This window comes from Tolumonas auensis DSM 9187, assembly GCF_000023065.1.
Classification (GTDB): domain Bacteria; phylum Pseudomonadota; class Gammaproteobacteria; order Enterobacterales; family Aeromonadaceae; genus Tolumonas; species Tolumonas auensis.
In genome coordinates this window covers 1,231,455-1,250,820 of the sequence record NC_012691.1, presented here as the reverse complement: position 1 = coordinate 1,250,820, position 19,366 = coordinate 1,231,455, and the positions used below count along the sequence as shown (strand labels likewise).

Annotated in this window: 21 protein-coding genes, 1 tRNA gene and 1 pseudogene; 8 read left to right on the top strand and 15 right to left on the bottom strand. The window is 45.0% G+C overall.

Features of this window, described 5'->3' with window-relative positions; translation table 11 throughout:
- Positions 1-61 precede the first annotated feature (61 nt).
- Both TOLA_RS05905 and TOLA_RS05900 read right to left on the bottom strand, forming a co-directional pair.
- Complete coding sequence (locus tag TOLA_RS05905) at positions 62-436, bottom strand: hypothetical protein (protein ID WP_012729375.1); 375 nt, start codon at positions 434-436, stop codon at positions 62-64.
- A 207-nt stretch (positions 437-643) separates the two neighbouring features.
- On the bottom strand, positions 644-1,264 hold the full coding sequence (locus TOLA_RS05900) for a hypothetical protein (protein WP_012729374.1): 621 nt from the start codon (positions 1,262-1,264) through the stop codon (positions 644-646).
- Positions 1,265-1,345: 81 nt separating this feature from the next.
- Here TOLA_RS05900 and TOLA_RS16455 point away from each other — a divergent pair, with 81 nt between their 5' ends.
- Complete coding sequence (locus tag TOLA_RS16455) at positions 1,346-1,666, top strand: GGDEF domain-containing protein (protein ID WP_083757731.1); 321 nt, start codon at positions 1,346-1,348, stop codon at positions 1,664-1,666.
- Between the two features lie 177 nt (positions 1,667-1,843).
- Here TOLA_RS16455 and TOLA_RS05895 read toward each other — a convergent pair whose 3' ends face one another.
- The 5 genes from TOLA_RS05895 to TOLA_RS05875 all read right to left on the bottom strand — a co-directional run bounded on the left by TOLA_RS05895 (position 1,844) and on the right by TOLA_RS05875 (position 7,463).
- Positions 1,844-2,554: a LamG domain-containing protein gene (locus tag TOLA_RS05895; protein ID WP_245534228.1), complete on the bottom strand. Its 711-nt coding sequence runs from the start codon at positions 2,552-2,554 to the stop codon at positions 1,844-1,846.
- 103 nt (positions 2,555-2,657) lie between these two features.
- The gene (locus TOLA_RS05890; RefSeq protein ID WP_012729372.1) at positions 2,658-3,731 is read right to left on the bottom strand and encodes an HlyD family secretion protein; all 1,074 of its coding nucleotides are present in this window, start codon (positions 3,729-3,731) and stop codon (positions 2,658-2,660) included.
- Between the two features lies 1 nt (position 3,732).
- Complete coding sequence (locus tag TOLA_RS05885) at positions 3,733-5,064, bottom strand: glycosyltransferase family 2 protein (RefSeq protein ID WP_012729371.1); 1,332 nt, start codon at positions 5,062-5,064, stop codon at positions 3,733-3,735.
- Positions 5,061-6,407 (bottom strand): TackOD1 domain-containing metal-binding protein, encoded by a 1,347-nt coding sequence (locus tag TOLA_RS05880; protein WP_012729370.1) that lies wholly within the window; start codon positions 6,405-6,407, stop codon positions 5,061-5,063. The genes TOLA_RS05885 and TOLA_RS05880 overlap by 4 nt, the downstream gene beginning before the upstream one ends.
- A gap of 705 nt (positions 6,408-7,112) precedes the next feature.
- Positions 7,113-7,463: a hypothetical protein gene (locus TOLA_RS05875; RefSeq protein WP_012729369.1), complete on the bottom strand. Its 351-nt coding sequence runs from the start codon at positions 7,461-7,463 to the stop codon at positions 7,113-7,115.
- Between the two features lie 730 nt (positions 7,464-8,193).
- On the opposite strand from TOLA_RS05875, the gene TOLA_RS16320 reads away from it, so the two are divergent.
- The 3 genes and pseudogenes from TOLA_RS16320 (at position 8,194) to TOLA_RS05865 (ending at position 9,471) form a co-directional block, all read left to right on the top strand.
- Positions 8,194-8,478 carry a hypothetical protein gene (locus TOLA_RS16320; RefSeq protein ID WP_049759145.1) on the top strand — a complete coding sequence of 95 codons (285 nt, stop codon included), beginning with the start codon at positions 8,194-8,196 and terminating at the stop codon, positions 8,476-8,478.
- 24 nt (positions 8,479-8,502) lie between these two features.
- Positions 8,503-8,739 (top strand): annotated as a pseudogene (locus TOLA_RS17060) (S24 family peptidase); the annotation flags it as partial.
- Positions 8,740-8,844: 105 nt separating this feature from the next.
- Entirely contained in the window at positions 8,845-9,471 is a 627-nt protein-coding gene (locus TOLA_RS05865) for a hypothetical protein (RefSeq protein WP_012729368.1), read from the top strand.
- Between the two features lie 230 nt (positions 9,472-9,701).
- Here TOLA_RS05865 and radC read toward each other — a convergent pair whose 3' ends face one another.
- From radC to TOLA_RS05835, 6 genes are all read right to left on the bottom strand, one after another.
- On the bottom strand, positions 9,702-10,199 hold the full coding sequence (gene radC / locus TOLA_RS05860) for a RadC family protein (RefSeq protein WP_012729367.1): 498 nt from the start codon (positions 10,197-10,199) through the stop codon (positions 9,702-9,704).
- Positions 10,196-10,846, bottom strand: a complete 651-nt coding sequence (locus tag TOLA_RS05855; protein ID WP_012729366.1) for a lecithin retinol acyltransferase family protein — start codon at positions 10,844-10,846, stop codon at positions 10,196-10,198. The genes radC and TOLA_RS05855 overlap by 4 nt, the downstream gene beginning before the upstream one ends.
- A 71-nt stretch (positions 10,847-10,917) precedes the next feature.
- Entirely contained in the window at positions 10,918-11,847 is a 930-nt protein-coding gene (locus TOLA_RS05850; protein ID WP_012729365.1) for a recombination directionality factor, read from the bottom strand.
- A complete protein-coding gene (locus tag TOLA_RS05845) occupies positions 11,844-12,824 on the bottom strand; it encodes a YqaJ viral recombinase family nuclease (protein ID WP_012729364.1) in 981 nt (326 codons plus the stop codon). The genes TOLA_RS05850 and TOLA_RS05845 overlap by 4 nt, the downstream gene beginning before the upstream one ends.
- Positions 12,825-12,901: 77 nt before the next feature.
- Positions 12,902-13,855 (bottom strand): DUF932 domain-containing protein, encoded by a 954-nt coding sequence (locus TOLA_RS05840; protein WP_012729363.1) that lies wholly within the window; start codon positions 13,853-13,855, stop codon positions 12,902-12,904.
- 518 nt (positions 13,856-14,373) lie between these two features.
- Positions 14,374-14,449: transfer RNA gene (locus TOLA_RS05835), tRNA-Thr, on the bottom strand.
- A 253-nt stretch (positions 14,450-14,702) separates the two neighbouring features.
- Between TOLA_RS05835 and TOLA_RS05830 the strand changes: the two genes are divergently transcribed.
- Complete coding sequence (locus TOLA_RS05830) at positions 14,703-15,935, top strand: iron-containing alcohol dehydrogenase (RefSeq protein ID WP_012729362.1); 1,233 nt, start codon at positions 14,703-14,705, stop codon at positions 15,933-15,935.
- A 56-nt stretch (positions 15,936-15,991) separates the two neighbouring features.
- On the opposite strand, the gene cysB is transcribed toward TOLA_RS05830, so the two are convergent.
- Entirely contained in the window at positions 15,992-16,966 is a 975-nt protein-coding gene (gene cysB / locus TOLA_RS05825; RefSeq protein ID WP_012729361.1) for an HTH-type transcriptional regulator CysB, read from the bottom strand.
- Positions 16,967-17,057: 91 nt separating this feature from the next.
- On the bottom strand, positions 17,058-17,327 hold the full coding sequence (locus TOLA_RS05820) for a helix-turn-helix domain-containing protein (protein WP_012729360.1): 270 nt from the start codon (positions 17,325-17,327) through the stop codon (positions 17,058-17,060).
- A gap of 325 nt (positions 17,328-17,652) precedes the next feature.
- Between TOLA_RS05820 and ompA the strand changes: the two genes are divergently transcribed.
- The 3 genes from ompA (at position 17,653) to TOLA_RS05805 (ending at position 19,355) form a co-directional block, all read left to right on the top strand.
- Positions 17,653-18,678 (top strand): porin OmpA, encoded by a 1,026-nt coding sequence (gene ompA, locus TOLA_RS05815; RefSeq protein ID WP_012729358.1) that lies wholly within the window; start codon positions 17,653-17,655, stop codon positions 18,676-18,678.
- A gap of 80 nt (positions 18,679-18,758) precedes the next feature.
- A complete protein-coding gene (locus tag TOLA_RS05810; protein WP_012729357.1) occupies positions 18,759-19,004 on the top strand; it encodes a YciN family protein in 246 nt (81 codons plus the stop codon).
- A gap of 3 nt (positions 19,005-19,007) precedes the next feature.
- Positions 19,008-19,355 carry an arsenate reductase gene (locus tag TOLA_RS05805; protein ID WP_012729356.1) on the top strand — a complete coding sequence of 116 codons (348 nt, stop codon included), beginning with the start codon at positions 19,008-19,010 and terminating at the stop codon, positions 19,353-19,355.
- Positions 19,356-19,366 lie beyond the last annotated feature (11 nt).

Sequence of the window (19,366 nt, the reverse complement as noted above, 5' to 3'; positions counted from 1 at the left end):
AATCTTTGTCAGCGAACGCACCAAAACGAGCCCCGCTGACAGATAAATTAATCTTCTATACTCAGCGCAGAAATTCAAGCAGTCTCGTCAACTGAGCAACTACATAAGGAATCTCTCGCTCCTGGCATCCTTTGTTATATTTTGCCAGTTGCATGCAATAGCCTGAGTAAGGCTGCGTTGTACCAACAGGCTCTACTGCCCCTGCTGGTGATTGAAAAACAACCTTATTGATCTCATAACTCTGACGATATCGTTCACTTTTCGGTTGAATGTAGTCCACGATCAGCGCCTCAAAACCTGATAGCTGTTGCTCTTGAACCAGCTGATTCGCCTTATGCGTTATATTCGCCAGAACACGTTTGGATGTTGGATTTTTTCCTCTGACCGACAATTCCACTTTTAATTCAGCCTTATTCCCATGGCTGGTAAAAATCATAATCGTTAACCCGTTGAACAGCTCTTTTGTAATGTAGGTATAACAATCACTACTTCTTTTAGCATTGTGCTTCTGAACGACATCACTGAACCCTTCAGATTTCAGAATGTCGTGTAGACGGTTAATTTGATCGATTTTCTCTTAATTAATGATGACTTGCATTTTATATCCCTATCCGATACCAGTAACTATCAACTAAACAGCTTATTATTCGATCGCCAGAAACAACCCTAAAGACACAGGCTGATCTTCACTTTCCGTAAACACAGACACGATGTTTACAGTTGAAAAATGCTCTTTCAGCTTCACAGACAACCGATCAATAGCATCAAATGAATACGACTCATTATAAAACAATGTCGTCAGGATTGATGTCGTTTGCCGTGCAGGTTTTATCTGTACAATCTCTTCTTCTAGGCTCGGTGTCATCACATGACGGTATTCAACCCTACCTGGTCCCTCCATCATTTTTCTGAAATCATTTACATCCGCACCAAAACTGATACGAGCATGAAAAACGGCCAGTATGGAGTTAATGAAATATGCTTCATTTGCAGACGAAAAACTCAGTAGACAGTACCCGTAACGTTCCGCATAGTACCTAACATCATCCGGACAATTTTCATTCAGGGCAACATACACATCTTTCATTCTGAATCGGGTATGCCGCACCTCAATCAATTGACGGAATTCAGGGTTGATCAGCAAAACGATTTCTGCTTTTGTAAGTAACTCCGTCGTGATCTCACTTTCATCCTGCAGAAGCAGGTAATTTCGCTGTGTCCCGAACTCAAAATCTGTCGAACTATGTTCAATAATCAGAATCATTTATCTTTCCTTCCTTGTGGTAGACAGATTAACCCGAGCTTACGTCCTGGCTATCTCTGATTTCTTCTATGTGAACACTGATTGCCAAATCACCCCATCTGCATACAAACTCGCTATGGTGGTGAAGAGTTTGTGGTTGCATTAATCGATTGTGATTTACAGCAGGCGCGAAACTGGGCGGAACGAGTCAGGCGGCAAATTGAATCCCGAGAAGTAATCACCCAAGGAAACCAGATCCATGTGACCGTTAGTATTGGTATTGCTACATCATCAACAAATTCAAACTTAGACTCTGCTATTAATGCAGCCGATAGTGCGCTTTATCTGGCAAAGCGATCTGGCCGAAATCAAATTCAGGTTTGTATAAACGAGCTTATGAATGGGAACAAAGCCGTCAGCTGATATATATCAACCAATTAATACCATTCATTCCAATCACGTTCTGACTAGCCTGACTGCCCGTGCCGGGGTGGTGCTGGATGAAGAAGATAAAGTGCTGCATGCAGAACTGGTGAATGGAAATTACTCACGAACCAAACTACAACGCAGCACTGAAAGTACTGGCTTAAAACCGATAACCTACTGGCACCATGATGCTGTGTCAGTCGGTACATCCTGGCTTGGTGTAAAACTAAACCGCTTAATAACTACTTCTACTTCCTGACCATTTGTCGGTGCCAACCCCTGTCGTAACCATAAGTTGATATGCAGCGGCATCGTTATCTGCGGGATCGCTTTCCTGTAGTTTTTCGGTGCAAATTGCCAGCTGGCAATGTTGTCACTGAGTGCGGGTTCATCACTGCCGTTATCATTAAACATCTGGAAGCAAACAGCATTACTACGCCAGCTATAACGTTGAATTGTATCCAATCCGGTCGGATTCACATTAAAAGTCTGTGTTACCAGAGGCAGCGTTGATGAAGCCGGATAAACCGTAAAATTACCTAATGGTGCGGACGCATCGCCCCACTTAGCCATTTCGATATCAATTTCATTCTGTCCGTCCGGGCCCTGGTAATGAAACAAACCAAGAATGACATTTTCATCAAATTGATCTAACTGACCACTGACATGCCATTCATAATTACCAAAGCCTTTATTGGTCAGTTGATAAACTTCCGCACTGTACCAGGTGCCGTTCAGATAACTGATCTTTAAATGTAACTGCCCGAGCTCATCCACCCACGCGTTATCTTCACTCCAGTTATTGGGTCCCGGTGCTGCAATGCCGTTTTTCACTTCCCATTGCTCACCGGCAAACGTCAGCGTTTTAGCTGCCGCAGTTCCCATGAAACACCACACAACCAACAGCCATAACCATCCATATCTTTTTTGTATCTGCATCATTGTCTCCGTACATTGTTGTGAAATATGAAATTATCCGGCCACCTCATCAGAATATATTGCGGATATGCGACCACAAATTGCTTTTGGTGTAATGAAAACGTACCGATACCGATAAACCTTCAATGACCTGTGCCGGCATGTGCTCCAGTTTTAATACCACCTTTAATGCAGATTTGTTGTTATCAAACGGGCCGGATAGCTGTGTCGGTACCTTCTCGGTAATTTTAGTCGGTTCACTGACCGTCGCCGCTATCGTTTCACCGCCGGGCAATGTCACTGTGGCCTGCTGTCCGATACCGGAAAACTGCACCTCTGACGGAGTCAGATAAGCCATCACCACAGGCTGTGAACGGATAGCATAGAGCATCAGCGGCTCACCACTCTGGATAGTCATACCCTGCTGTACCAGCACATCTTTAACTTCACCATCCATGGGCGCCATTAACTGTAATTCGGCTTGTCTGGCTTTCAGGAGTTGTAAACGTAATTTCAGTTCATTCAGATACTGGGCTGCACCACCACTGATTTTATCTTGATTTAAAGCATGTAAATTACGGTTACTTTCCAGCAGCAATAATTCCGCATTGACTCTCAGCTGGCTTACATTGGCCCACTGTTCAAGCTGCAGCAGACCATGCTCATTAAAACCCATATATTTCCGATATAAATCATTTTTTTCTTTCAGATCTCTCTCAGCAACACTCACTTTTTGCTTTAATAATATCTCTTGTTTATTCCACTCTTCAGACAAGGTTTTATCTAAGGATTGAATGTTCTCTTCCAGTTGTTTAATTTCAGCCTGTAATGCTGGCTTTTCCAGAGAAATAAGTAAATTCCCCTGCTTAACATGCTGTCCCTGTTTGATATTTACAGCAGATATAACTGCGTCCTGACTCATTTGAAGAGTTAAAGGCTCCGTAGTCAGAATACCCGGCGATTCCACAATTACTTTGTCTTTGGTGATATACCAGACAAAAATAAGCACCGGACTTATAATTAAGAACAAAATCAGATACCAGCGCAAACGAAATGCTATTCGTTTTCCCGCACCATAATTGATTTTTACACCGCCATGCTGTGCAGGATTTTTTTGCTTATCGAGATGAAATTTAATTTTCATATCAGAAACGTTTTCCTCTTTTCAACACCCACCACGGTGCCATGTTACTTTCTTCATGACTACGTCGAATTTGTTCATTTAATACAGCAATGGCATTCACTATGCGCATAATAAAACCGTATATCGGATAAAACGGTAACCATTTAAAATAATGGATATCTTTTGTCGGGTGCTTGGAAACAGCGATCAAAAAAACCAGAAAATGTAATACAGTAAAAAACAAATAACATAAATACTGAATGGCAAATCCGGCACACACGACCTGTGCAGGATAATTAAAGAAAACCCACAGGGTATAAAAAACGACCAGATATGGCAGAAGTATATTCTGAACAACACCATATAACACAGTCGAGATATAATTTTTCCAGCCTAACAACCGGGGAGAAAGCCCCTGCTTATGTTTTCGGAGATAAAGGAAACAAAGATCACCATCCCATCTTATTCTTTGCATAAACAAAGATTTGGCTGTGGTTGGCGCATCCGTATAGCCCATGGCATGCGCCGCAAAAGGAATTCTTAACTCGGGGTGTCTGGCCATATACTGCTTGATACGTAACGTAATATCCAAATCTTCACCCGAATGCGTATCCCATCCGCCGATTTGCCGAACAAATTTCGTACGGAATGCACCAAAAGCACCTGAAATATTATTGATTACATTCCATTCTGCCAGTCCGGTTTTCGCCCCTTGCAATGAAATCATATATTCCAGAGCCTGCATACGGGAAACCAGACTTACGTTGTCATTTCTGACCCGTAATGAACCGCCAACAGCCGGAACATTCGGATCGGTAAATTCCTGCACTATCTGACTGACCGTATTATTATCAAATGAAGTGTCCGCATCTAAAGCGAAAAACAACTCGCCTTTCGCAATATTCAACGCCGCATTCGACGACGAAACCCGTCCCCCACGCTGCCATTTCGGTAAAATGATTAACTTCCGGCGAGCATAACGCGCCACGATCTCCCGGCATTCTAGCGCGGCCTGATAGGTGGCTTTATTAATGCTGGCACCATCAACCACAACAATAATTTCAATATGACCACTGTATACCTGTTCACACAGGGTCAGAATGGTCTTTTTTATATCCTCACCTTCGCTGTAACAGGCGATCCCACAGGTAACCAGCGGACTGTAATACGGTTTTTCCTGCTCATGATGTTTACGCCAGAACCAGTGGCCTATGCCCAATAGCACCATCAGACTCAGCGGCACATCAAATATCAGAAACATCGGCAGAAATAATGCAACAGCCGAAAGATCCGATAATAACGTATGTTTAAACTGCAGAAAAAAATAACTGATGATCAGCAGTTGCTCACTCACGAAGTAAATTCCCCGAGTAACTGCTGGATCCAGATTGCTGCATCATCATCTAACTGTGGATCAGGCAAAGCACGCAGTCTGAAATCAAGCTGCAGATTATGCGTTATCTGCTCTTCACCTAATGATTTGAGTTTATTTGTAATCACACTCTCGTGATCCGCGGGTGTATTGGGTAAAAAGAACAGCAACACATCATCCCGGTAGTGGCAACAAACATCGGTGTGCCGCATTACCGACTGCAAACGCTGAGTCAGCGCATCAATACGGGTAATGGCCTCCGCCTCGCCCAATTGATAAATCACAGCACCTAACTCAGTAAAACGAAGTGCAACGACCAGATGTGAGTTCTGATGACGTAATGCGAGTTTGTTTTGCCAGAGCAATAACCAGTAAAAATGTTCTTCTGCGACGTGACCGCCAACCCATTCCGGGATCAGATCCCGCAGCGCACCATTACGCATATACATCACACCACTGTCTGTCAGCTTGTAATGCCGGATGGCACGCATAATCAACTGTTCCGGTGTTTGCTCATGCCCGCTTTCCAGACAGCGGACCTTTACGACACCATCTGTAAATAACGCATCACAACTATGGCAGCGATAGTTTTCCAGCGGACGATCGTAATCCACACCAATATGCCGCAACTGACTCAGGCAATTAGGACAGGAAAGATGCCCGGCGTGTAAAAAATCAGCCTGAGTAGCAACATGCCCGCAAGCAAAACAATGCAAGGCCGATTCAGCCGCCACATCAATACTGCCGCATTCCGGGCAGGATTCGACATAATTCAGATGGCCGCTGTGACAAACAGAACAATAACGAACCCGATCAACCAGCGTCGCTCCTTCGATGAGTCCTTCACGTTCCAGCGAATGGAGCCAGGGGAACAGTTCGTTATCCTGATCAACCCAGAGCGCAGCCAGCGGATAATCATACAGCCGGGCACTCTCCGGGTGTGGCTTGGCACTCAGCGAACGTCCCTGCCATAGCCAGAGATAGGTCAGTAAACGTTCGGTGATCCCCTTTTCCGGATCAACTTTTAATATCTGATATCGCTGTGCAAATTGTTCTATCCTGATCTGGAGATCATCCGGGATATTGCCATCCGATAAATACGCAGACAGCTGACTTGGCTGAACGGTGAAAACCGGAAAAGCAAACCAGCGGGGGTGCTTCCTGATCTGTACCAATAACTGATCCTGCTGCACCGGATCATCCAGATTGAGGATAAAGCAAGATGGCTCATCAACTGCATCAGGTAATGAAGAGAGATGAGACATAGCCGGCAAGCGATTCAGAATAGGATTTGACGTCTGACGTCCCAACAGAAAAAACTTCATCTTCACCTGATACAAAGGTATGGATTCAATAGGATATTAAATATATCTATAAAAGTCATCAGGAATACATTAAATATGTAAAATCATGTATGAAACTGTCGTGATGATTATGTTTTTATAATTCTATTGATTACCCGATCATGAGGATCAGTCCATGCTCTATCTCTACTCTCCCGAGCAACAGGATCATTATCGCCATCTGCTGCAGGAAGCGCTGCCTGATTAGTCAATTTCTTCTGCCGTTTTCCTAATCTGCAGGTCATTTTCACGCTGGGTACCCTAAGAAATGTGAGCTCCACTATTGTCAGGACAGGTCAAAGTCTAGTGCTCTAATTTTCTACGTCTCATTATGCTGCGCGAAATACTACAGATGATCACCCTCTCTCCGTCGTTTATAGAACTAGACTTATCGCATTTGAATCTGTAGTCTGCTCATAGCTGATAATGCAGCTTATCCCGTATGCGTAAAACCGATTTGCCCCGAGCAACACCATGCTCGGGGCTTTTTTCATGCTTGGTGAATTTGGATTCTAGCTAAGTAGTTAATGACTATCTTTGGCAAATTTTGATGTATGGTCTAACGTTAAATAGAACTCACAATAAAAAGTAGCATCGCTTGGAAATCCGGTTTACGTATAAAGCCTCATACGCGCTCTCTGACGACCTATGTATGGGGCTTTTTCTTGCCTGCTGATTTTGATTCACTCACATTCCGGTTTTATCACTCATGATTGCCCTATATTTATCCAGACTAGGGTATTTTCTTCTATTAGCGGTTAAGCTCTGATCACCATGTTGATACGGCGGATAAATAAGCGGTTGTTCAAGTAAAGCTCGGATCTTTTCATGCAGCATTTCTCGGTTTTCTACAGAATCGATTTCAATTTCAACCTCAAGAATGCTTGTTCCATGGACTATGAGTACTTTGATCCCATGTAATGAATAAACAGAGGCCATGTCTATCGCATGTCCTATTCTTTTTCCATTAACAACAGGGAAAATCCAGTCATGCTGAGAAATAAGCTCTCGAGTTAATGCCTCAATACCGACTATCATTATTGCTCTCCGATACCCAGTTAATCTTGTTATAGCAAACAGAATCGCCGGGCATCCTCGGCTGACTGACAATTTTAGCCTTTTCCTGAGAAGAATTGCGGTGACGGAGCCGGACACCTGTGTCGAGAAGTCGGTTTAGCCCTAATGATGAGACAGAAGGGGCCGTTTGTTCTCGCTCATTTCTGTTTATCACATGGTAAATTTCCTTGTTAACAGAGTGGATTTTTTGCCTTATTTATTTGAAGCCTTATATATCTGCGACTACCTTTAATGAGGACTTCCCGTCCGGCACATGGAAAATAATGTGCCCTTGATCGCATTTCTTGGCTCGATGGAACGACGCGCTTGGTTAGTTAAAAAACACCATAAATTCCGGTTTACAATCTTGAGCCCCGCCCCTCTTAGTCAGGGGCTTTTCTTTTGTGATGCATGTAGCTTTTCCCTCCTTCCATCATTTGACCCTTTTGCTTTCAGCAACTACTTTTAAATAGGACTGAATGTCCTCCATCGGAACATACACACGAATGGATTCACTTGATCTAATGGTTCAGTTTTTTGGTTAGAAAAAATGCAATATAAACTCCAATTTATAATCTGAAGCCCCGGCGTTATGCAGCACGGGGCTTTTCTTTTGGGTCAGCATTTATTCTGGACCCTGTTATCACTGCCACCTGGTAAAACTCACAAAACTGTTTCCAATTCATGATGTTTTATCCCGTGGAAAATATCTTTGCCCCGTAAATTAGCCAAAGTGTTTCAGGTAAAACCTGAGTGGTTGCTTACCGGAGAGGGGCCGGAACCTAATGCGCTAGAAAGCAAGCTAACCCCGGTTGAGTGGAAATCTATGGATCAAGATAAAAATGAGTACGTAACAGTGCCGTTGATTGGTGTTGAGTTATTTGCCGGGAATGGGGCTCCCTCTATTGTTGACGTTGAGAAATACGAGCAGCCATTCCGCCGCTACACGCTGAATAAACAGGGCGTCAGCCCCACCTGCGCCAAGGTAGCCAGATAGGAACAGCATGAGCCCGTAGCTAAAGACGGCGACCTTGTAGGCATTGATACCAGCAAGACAAAGGTAATAGACAGCGATACATATGCTATTCGCGATGGTGACTTACTGCGGGTAAAAATCCTGATCGAGCGTTCAGATGGTGGTTTGCTAATCAGATCATTCAACCGAGATAACTACCCTGATGAAGTTCTTAACAGAGAAGACCGCCAGGACAGCGTGACGATGCTTGGCCGAGTGTGGTGGTCGTCTAAATTGTGGTAATCCAGATCAAAAAAACTTAAATGAATCAACAATAAGATTCATATCGCCCCTTTGGTTGGTTAAGATAACTTTACGTTTCTTTACAAATGCTAAGGGATTAGCGATATGACTTACTTTGATTTTGATGGTTATCAGAAAAAATCAAAAATAACCTTCTTCCATATTCTCCTTGTTTTAATAATCTCGCTTGCTGCTTTAATCGGGCTTCATGTTCACAAACGAAATCAAGAAGAGGTTCAAGCTCAAGCTTTGATCGCCAGACAAAAAGCGGACTCTGCCGCAGAGGCCGTCCGATTACAGCAGCAAGATGCTATTGAATTAGAGAATCAAGCCAGGAAAGCACAGCTAGAAGCTGAAGAAAGAGCGCTGAAGATAGCCCAGAAACGAGAGCAGGAAAGGACAGAATTTTCAAAATCGTACGAAAGAATCAATGACATCGTTAAACAATGGGATGATGCAGTTACTTTGGCCGGTAGCACAGCCAGAATTAATTTAGACGGCCCAGTAAGTACACTACAAAACATTAAACGAGAAACGGAACAACTAATCGTTCCACTCTGTCTTGAACGTGGCAAATCATTGTTACTCTCAAGCATGGATCTCAGAATTAATGGATTTATTGAGTTCATGCTTGAACATGAATTTACATCTAAAGGATTGGTAAATGATTCAGTAGAGCTCAGAAGTAAATTTGATAGCGAAATATACTCCTGCAAGAACCTGATCATGTAATCCATGCACCAAATATGAGCTGCGTATGACCGCAACACATTTTCCCTTGATGTGTTGATTGATTATTGTAATAGCCTAACCAGATACCCAGATCAGACTGCAAAGTCTCTATGGAGAACTCTGTTTGTCAATCATCTGTCAATTTACCCCCCCAAAAAAAAAGAGGCCATTACATCCGGCCTCGTTGCAATCTCGCCCTTTCCTGCCTTCATCACTCACCTGTACTCAAATCATACCAGTCCTCGTTCAGCCATAGAAATGCATGCCTTAGCTCCGACCACAATATGATCTAAAACCCTGACGTCGATCAGATTAAGCGTCTCCCGTAGTTGAACTGTGATTTTTTTGTCTGCTTCGCTGGGCTCGGGTTCTCCGGATGGGTGATTGTGGACGAAAATAACCGCAGCGGCATTGACAGCCAATGCCCTCTTTACAACCTCCCGCGGATGAATGTTCGTGACATTGAGTGTGCCGCGGAATAGTTCTTCAAAACAAATGATCCGATGTTGATTATCCAGAAACAACGAGCCGAATACTTCATTTTCGTAATTCCCCATGAGTGCTTGCAAATAGATAAATGCCGATGACGGGCGTTCAATGCTACAGCCTTTCGCCAAGCGATTTTTAGCCAATCGCCGGGCCATGATCAATATGTCTTTTTCTGTAACCGGTGAGGCCACCGTATAGGTTCCGTTCGTCTCATCGATTTTAAATTTTGTATTTCTCATAATTCATCCCATACCCAATCAATGACCTTTTTGATGCCGTAACCCACCACTACCCCCGCAACAATCGGCATAGCCAATGGCGTCACCGATGTGATAGTCAGACCACTGCTCACTAAGGCGGTCCCTGATGAAAGGGCCACACTTGCACCGGCAGTACTAGCAACCAGCGACGAGCTCGCAGGTAATACCGCTTGTACAGTGTGACGCACCGTCTCATTGTTGACGGATTGCGTAGCCAGATAACCTGCCATAGCGACCGGCTCTGCCTGATGGCTAAGTGACTTCATCACCGACTTTCCCACTATGCCCAGCGCAACCAGTTCATTAATTTGTTCACTGTAAGCAAACCCCATGATGCACCAGGTCACGAATTGCTCGCAGTTGTTCAACAACACGTCGTACTGTGCCTCCCCTAACCGCGTATAAGCCCGCTGTACACTTTCCTTCCGGCCATAAATCCGGATGGGATACTCCCTGACCGTACAACCATTCCCCTGACAAAATTGCTCAAGACTAACCTGGGTTATCCGACCTGACAGATCTCCCAAGGAGCTGCCCTCATAATGAATGACTTCTTTATTCCCGAGATATAGACCGTGATGGGTATAGCCTATTCTGGGGGTTACCACGTGATCGCCGATTTGCATATAAATTCTCCTGATCCCGGAAATAAAAACGCCCCAATGACGGGGCGCTGATTGAATAAGAAATAAGGTGATTACTGTGTTACCGAACCCAGCTTGTCCGTGAGTCTGGATGGTCTGGTTGCGGTACGACGGGTCGCCGACTGAGCCGAGACGGGCTGCTCCAACTGGTTAGCTGATGGATCTAACGGGTTTTCTTCCGGATAGAACTCTTCCATCACCAGTGGTATTTCTTCCTCTGAATCTTCGAACTGGCCGTTCTGTAATAACTGACGGGCGGTTTGTTCCAGTGCCTCCAGAACTAAGCCAGCCTCAATATCTGATCCAGCAGCCTCTTTCGCCTGTGCAATGACTGAAGCAAGCTCAATCCCTTCTCTTAAGGTCAGGTCCACGTAATAGACCGGGGTCTGATATGAGAGGGTGGTGCTTTTGGCGCGCAGTCTCAGTAACAGCGGCAGATAACGAGTGAGCCCACCACTGATGGCATGGAAGTATTGCAGCCGGGCGGCCAGTGTTCGCACCGAGTTATAGCCGGTGGTACGGAAGATAAAGCTACCCAGTTCATCGTTTTGCCCGTCCACCTGAACATTGAGTCGGCCATACAGTTTGCAACCGTGTTGTCGGGCAAATGGACAAAACTGCGGACCCGCACACGCTTGTTCATCGGTGCCACCCTGTTCATTGACTCGCTTTGCACTCTCCCCGTTCCCAACACAAAGCGGACGGCCAGTGTTACGGTCAAACGCGCTGTATTCCGCCCTCAGATTCAGGTCAGTGTCGTTGAATAACATCCGAACCGGAATGGCGCGGATTTTGTTATTCGGTGCCGACTCTACCAACTTCTGATGCAACGGATGCAGTAACCACTCCCCTTTGTTTTTCACCTGTGTGGTTAAAGTAAAACTATCATCTTTCTCGGGTAGCCATTTGTCGTTTTTACAGACCAAACGGCCAATGGAGATCCGTCCGATGACAGGCGGTGTAATTGCCAGTCCTTTGATCATGATGCGCTCCTTTCAGGTTGGATCAGGAAACGGCGACTACCCACAACCGGTTTGCCGTATTGCTGAATAATTTCTGGATGTTCCAATATGAGTTTGTCCAAATCAGGGACCAGCCGATCTTTGGCTTTACGCCAAGTAATGCGACCATTCTGGAAAACGGCTGCGGTGGCAGAACCTAAAGCGACCTGTAACCGTTGTTTGACCTGTGATTCCTGTCGTTCGGTTTCTTCTTTACTCTGACGTAAATGAAGCAGTTCAGAAAAGAGCTCGTTGTATTCGGCGGACTCAGAGAGATCGATGGTTTGCCCGTCATCACGGGGAAACAACCACTGTAAGGCTTGCCCTGCGTCATCTGAACCATCCGGTTCCGGTTGTCGGTCATCAGAGACACACTGCCAGAATTGCGCTTCCCGCCGGATCAGATCAGTGATCTTGTCATCATCACGATGAATGCGATAAATCCGGAAATCTTGCCCGCCAATCAGCACCGCAACATCCGCCCAGGCATGACCGGTTACAGCCAATTGATGCAACACCTGACATTGATAAGCGACCGGTACGCCCTCTTCCCACTGTGGTGCAGAGTGATAACCCGTCGTTTTGATTTCCAGCACACCGTTCCCTGCCGGGTCTAAGACTTCCCGATCGAGATTCGCCAGCATGAAGGGATATTCCGTATGCTGTAGCACCGCATTGACGCGGCGTACCTTTTTACCTGTTCGCTCAGCATAAACTGACGCCAATACCGGTTCTAATACCGTTCCCCAAATCACCGCCTCTTTTTCCGATAGATCATCCGCTGCTTTACGCTGAGTTTTCTCAAGCCACAGCGATAACGGACTTTTGTACGGTGAAAGACCGATAGCCACTGCGGCATCCGATGAACCGATCCCTTGTTGCCGGATCTGCAGCCAGGCATCACGGGTGAGATTTGAGGTAGACGCCAGACGGATCGCGTGGTGATAACGTGTTTTCATTTTATCCTCCGGACATAAAAGAAAACCCCGGACAGGAAAACCTATCCGGGGTTCTTTGATACGAATTGATGAGAGTATCAGTGGAGCAGTGTTAACGCCTGATTGAAGGCTTTTTGTTTCAGCAACGCGCCCTGACCAAACCAGGCTGAATCCAGCCGATTATCCTGATTACGCGCTCGGCGATGATGATCCACGTATTCTGTAAATGCATTCAACAAGCCCCATGCGGTGCCATTGGCAGACACCAATTCAGAGCCCACACCTTCGCCCTGATAAAGACCAGAAATGCGCTGAAAGGCTTTAGAATCGGTAGTAGGATCATCTGTAAGTACAGGTTCATCCAGCACCGCACGAATATAGTTTTCCGCTTCTTGTGGTGAGACCGATCGCTGACTGAGTTGTTTCAAATCCCGCGTAAAGGCATCCCAAGATGAGAAACCAAGACCTAATGCCTCCTTGACTTGTTTCGGGTCAAACTTCGTAGAGTGAGGTACTTTAACCGCACCTGAGTTCTGCTTAGTTGCCATCTGTAAGGTGTTATTACAAACCACCCGAACAGATGTAAATTGCGCAGTAGTGCATAACGTACCGTCGCAACTGGTTGCCAGTAACAGATACGCTTTGATGCGGTCATTGCCCTTCATCTTGGCTTCCTGACCTGTTTTGGCTAACGCCCAGAGTTTCTTTCCTCCTTTCAGAACACCCGCAGTTTCTAATTCAAAGCCACCAACTGAAACTAAATCCTTATAGAAGTTCAAGACCTCATGCGGCTGAACAACTTGATAACGATTAGAAACAACAGAGAGTGGTGCTAGAGAATCAGAACGAAACAAGACTTTGGAATCAGCATACGGACGAATGTGTAATGCACTGCTATCGACATTAAACAGAACATCACTTTGTTCAATCGTCCAGTCCATTCCAGCCTCTTTTAGCCAGACCTGAATGGGCTGTTGTTCAGTGAGATGATTGCCTAAACCGTGCCATGGTGTACTACCAGCGTACGCCATCGTTTCAACCAAATGAGCCATAGAGCCTCCTGTGATAGGTCTATAATTAAGAGCAAGAAATGGATACTGGAGATGCAATTCCCGTTCAGTCACAGTAGTAATATAGGTTTGAATATATTTGGCTTAGTGCTGGCAAGAGAGACTCGATAGGGCTTAATTAAGTAATGTAACGCAGAACACGATGTGCATGAATTCTGCTATTTCCGCTATTAATAGCGGAAATAGCAGAATTCAAGATAGACATGAAGGTGATTGATGTACCTTGGCTGTAATAACAACTAAGGATTTTTCAAATCCAGTTTGCGATTGGGAATGCACTACAGGGTATTGGAACGAATAAATAATGACTCGGAATTCATAGAACAGGAGCACGGTTATGTGAACGCAGGTTCTCTGGCCTACAGTGTTCTATTCTGCTTCTACCCGACAAAAAGATAATGTTGATTAGTGTTGAATCACATCGCTTACACCAACCGTTACATAAACTTAGAAAAAGTTGAGACAACCAGACATAAACATGAATAACAAATTGATTTTATTGGTGCCGGAGTGGGGAATCGAACCCCAGACCTTCGCATTACGAATGCGCTGCTCTACCAACTGAGCTACACCGGCAATTGAGTCTTCCGACTTAATTTATTCTGCTACTGTTTATTATCATTTCCAACTATTTTATCTGTAAAACTGATTCATAATTATAAGGTTAGGATCATAAACATATACAGGTCAGACACGCAAACAGCCCAAAATCTGTTTTTGTAAGCGTAAATCCATTTTCATGCTGATTTCTGAAAATCAGGTGATCTTAAGCTGTTAATGTTACTGTATATAATGGATATGAATTTATACACATTTATCGAGGGACCATATGCTGAATTTTGAATATCAAAATCCAACCAAGGTATTGTTTGGGAAAGGACAAATCGCAAAAATCAGCCATGAAATCCCTTCTGATGCCCGGATATTGATTGTTTATGGCGGGGGAAGTGTTATTGCCAACGGGACCATGGATATGGTCAGAAAAGCATTGGCTGGTCGGAAAATCACAGAATTTGGCGGCATAGAACCAAATCCTGACTATGCGACGCTAATGCAGGCAGTGGCGATTGTAAAAGAAGAACGGATCAACTATCTGCTGGCAGTCGGTGGCGGCTCCGTCATTGATGGCACAAAATTTATTTCTGCGGCTTCCTGCTGGGAGTTAGGCGACCCGTGGGAAATTCTGAATAATCAGGGCAAAGGGATCAGAAATGTGATCCCTTTCGGATGCGTTCTGACATTACCTGCCACGGGTTCAGAAATGAATCATCATGCAGTTATCAGTCGCAAAAACCGTCAGATCTCTCTGCCTTCAGCCAGTGGATCTCAGGGGTATTCCGGTGCGATGTCGATGCAAAGCAGCATCGAGAGTGAAAAACTCGCATTCTCAAGCCACAAGGTATTTCCACAATTTGCGGTGCTTGATCCGGTTGTCACCTTTACGTTGCCTAAAGTTCAGATAGCTAACGGTATCGCCGATTCATTTTGTCATGTCATGGAACAGTATTTAACCTATCCGGTTAATGCCCACCTGCAGGACAGATTTGCCGAAAGCATCCTGCTGACCTTGCTGGAAGATGGGATCAAAAGCTACCAGCAACCGGAAGACTACGATAGCAGAGCCAATCTGATGTGGTGTGCGACTATGGCATTGAATGGCCTGATTGGCGCAGGCGTCCCGCAAGATTGGAGCACTCATGCTATCGGCCACGAGCTGACGGCGTTATTCGGACTGGATCACGCTCAGACATTGGCGATTGTGCTGCCGGCAACCATGATTGTTCGCAAGCAAGAGAAAAAAGAAAAATTACTGCAGTATGCTGACCGGATCTGGGGTATCCGTGGTGACAACGCGGATGAAGTGATACAGCAAGCGATTGATAAAACCATTGCCTTCTTTGGATCCATCGGCCTGGGATCTAAACTGTCCGCCTATAACATTGGTCCGGAACATTTCCCGGAAATCGCAGCCAAACTACTGAAACATGGCATGACAGGGATCGGAGAAAATGGCTCTGTGACACTGAAAACCTGCGAAGAAATTTTGCATACCGCATTGTAACCATCCGCAGGTTCTATGAATGAGGCCGGCAACCGGCTTCATTCTTCTGCACTCACTTAGTAAGTCGGCAATTCCACATTAGTAAACAATGCATCCACTTCGAATGGAGTTTTCATTGCGATCGCTTTATCGACAATTTCCCGCGTTAAGTGTGGCGCAAAGCGTTCTATAAAATCATACATATAACTTCGCAGGAAGATCCCCTTCCGGAAGCAAATCTTGGTGGTACTGGATTGGAATAAATGACTGCCATCCAGCAATACAAGATCTTTGTCTGCTTCGGCATCAATCGCCATCGTGGCTATCACCCCTACCCCCAATCCTAGCCGGACGTAGGTTTTAATCACGTCGGCATCCGTTGCGGTAAACACTATCTTCGGTATCAATCCGGCCCGGCTGAAAGCCGCATCAAGCTCTGACCTGCCTGTAAAACCGAAGGTATATGTCACCAACGGATATTTGGATAATTCTTCAACCGTCAGTTGCTGGCAGGTAGCCAAAGGATGATCTTTCGGCACGATCACACTGCGGTTCCAGTGATAACAAGGCAGAGTGACCAAATCTTCATAAAGATGCAGCGCTTCAGTCGCAATAGCAAAATCAGATGTACCCTTGGCAACAGACTCACTGATTTGTGCAGGAGAGCCCTGGTGCATATGCAGCGACACCATCGGATAACGTTTGATAAAGCCTTTAATGACTTCAGGTAGCGCATATCTGGCCTGAGTATGCGTTGTTGAAATATTTAATGAACCCTGATCCGGGTTCGTATATTGCCCGGCAACGGAACGGATAGACTCTACTTTAGCCAGAATTTCCTGAGCAATTTTGATGACTTCATGCCCGGCAGTGGTGACTTGAGTAAGATGTTTGCCACTACGCTCAAAAATCTGAATGCCCAGTTCATCTTCCAGCATGCGAACCTGCTTACTGATACCTGGTTGCGATGTATACAAACTTTCTGCAGTTGCAGAGACATTCAGGCTATGGTTCACAACTTCAACGATATAGCGTAACTGCTGGAGTTTCATAAAATTCCAATGCTATTGGTTTGCATCCGATAGTAGCAAAAAATCCATAAAAAAAGAGCCAGTGCAATACTGGCTCTCTTTTCAATCAGACTTATTTTTGAACGACATATTCAGCAGGGCTGATCTGACCGATTTCCGGCGCAATTTTGTCTGACAATAGCCATAGGGTGAATTTATGCAACTGTTCCTGATGAGCTAATGCCACCAAAAAAGCACCGCCAACTTCACGATAGCCTAATTCATAGTTTTTCAGTGTAGTTGGTGGTACACCCAGCAGCTCCGCAAATTTCGGACGGCTAAGCCCCATTGTTTCACGAATATGACGAATTTTTTGACCAACAGACACAGGAGCGAGACTCATATGTTTCCTCACGCATTTGCGAATTTCACTGTTACCAATAACGAATCTAGTTTGGTGTTAAACAGCTTTATCCGGCTCCGTTTTATTATATTTTTATTATAGTCTGTATTTCTGCGATGCAAGAAAAAAGAGGCTCATATTAATCACTAAATAATGCGGCGTAAACAGCTGGTACATTCGGAACAGGCAATCGGTGCATAAAAAAACGTGCGGTGGATAACATTTCGACAAACAACGCCCTGGATTCTTGCATAATTCGCAAGCTGGTAGATAATGAAAGTGTATAACAAAAGTGGATTCTTCTGAGCATAGTCTGGAGACAATCATGAAAAAAGCAGTGGTATTATCAGTAATCGCAGGGTTTGTTGCTTCTGCAATGTCAGTTTCAGCATCTGCAAACGACGCCGAAGGCGCATTCCTGGGTGCCGGCTTTGGCGGTAACAATTACTCAGAACTGGGTGATGTGGGTACAGCGGATAAAAGCAGCACCCCTGCTGCACACGTATTCGGTGGTTACACTTTCAACGAATACATTGGTGCAGAAGCCGGCTATAACTGGCTGGGCAATGGCCGTGTAGATGGCGAACGTTTTAAAGCTCATGGTGCAAACATCTCTTTGTTACCACGTTACCCACTGACAGAAGACCTGTCACTGCTGGGTGAATTGGGTGCAATGCGTTGGGATGCTACTAATGAAGGCACTGATGTCAGCGATTTTGGTGTTTCACCAATTTTTGGTATCGGCCTGGCTTACCGCGTATCTGATCCGGTTGATTTACAAGTTCGCTACCGTCATATCGATGGTGTCGGTGATGCGAAGACCGGCGAATCTGATAGCGAAAGCCTTGGTCTGGATGTTGTTTACTATCCAACCCGTAGCAGCACTCCGGCTCCAGTTGTAACTCCGGCTCCGGAACCAGCTCCGGCACCAGCACCACAGCCAGTTGAAGAAACCAAAAACTTCACTCTGACTTCAGATGTACTGTTTGATTTCAACAAATCAACTCTGAAACCAGCCGGCGTAACCGCACTGTCACAACTGTACAATCAGATCCAGACCCTGGAAATGGACGACAAAAATATCGTCGTGTACGGTTACACTGACCGCATCGGTTCTGACGGTTACAACCTGAAGCTGTCTCAGGATCGTGCTAAAACTGTTTCTGACTTCCTGACCACTAAAGGTCTGTCGGCTACCCGTATTACTGCGGTAGGTCGTGGTGAAGCGGATCCAGTAAGCCCGGCCAGCTGCAATGCGATCAAAGCCAAGAAAGATCTGATCGTTTGCCTGGCACCTGATCGTCGCGTAAACATTGAAGTTAAAGGCACTAAGAAAGTTACTGTTAAATAATCTTTCTCAGTTATTGCCTGCATACAAAACCGCACTATATGTGCGGTTTTGTTTCATATACAGATCCCCGGAGGTGATATATGGAAACCAAACAACCTATCAATAAAGTCTCTTTGCTCGAATTGGCAAACCACATCATGCAAGAGCATGACGATTATTTAGCCGGCATGGCAGTAACAGACGTCACCGAAAAGTCAGGTGTATTAGTCTTTAAAGGTGAGTATTTCCTTGATGAACAAGGTCTGCCTACGCCAAAAACCACGGCTGTATTTAATGTTTACAAAGGATTAGCCCAAGTTCTTTCACTACAATATACGCTGGAGTAAGCAGTGGCAGTTACTATTTACGGTATCAAGACCTGTGATAGCGTCAAAAAAGCACAAAACTGGTTAAAGCAAAATAACATTGCATTTGAACTGATCGACTTTAAGCAAACACCACCAGACGAAGCACAGATATCTCAGTGGTGTCAGTCAGCCGGATGGGAAAAGCTGCTGAATAAACAGAGTAAAACCTTCCGGGAATTGCCTCCGGAACAAAAGGTTGTTCATGATGAAGAACAGGCAATCGCACTGATGCATCAATTCCCATTGCTTATCAAGCGTCCGGTTCTGGTATCAGAAGAAAACATCATGATCGGATTTTCTGAATCTGCGTATAACTCATTGATAAATTAATCAGGTAAATG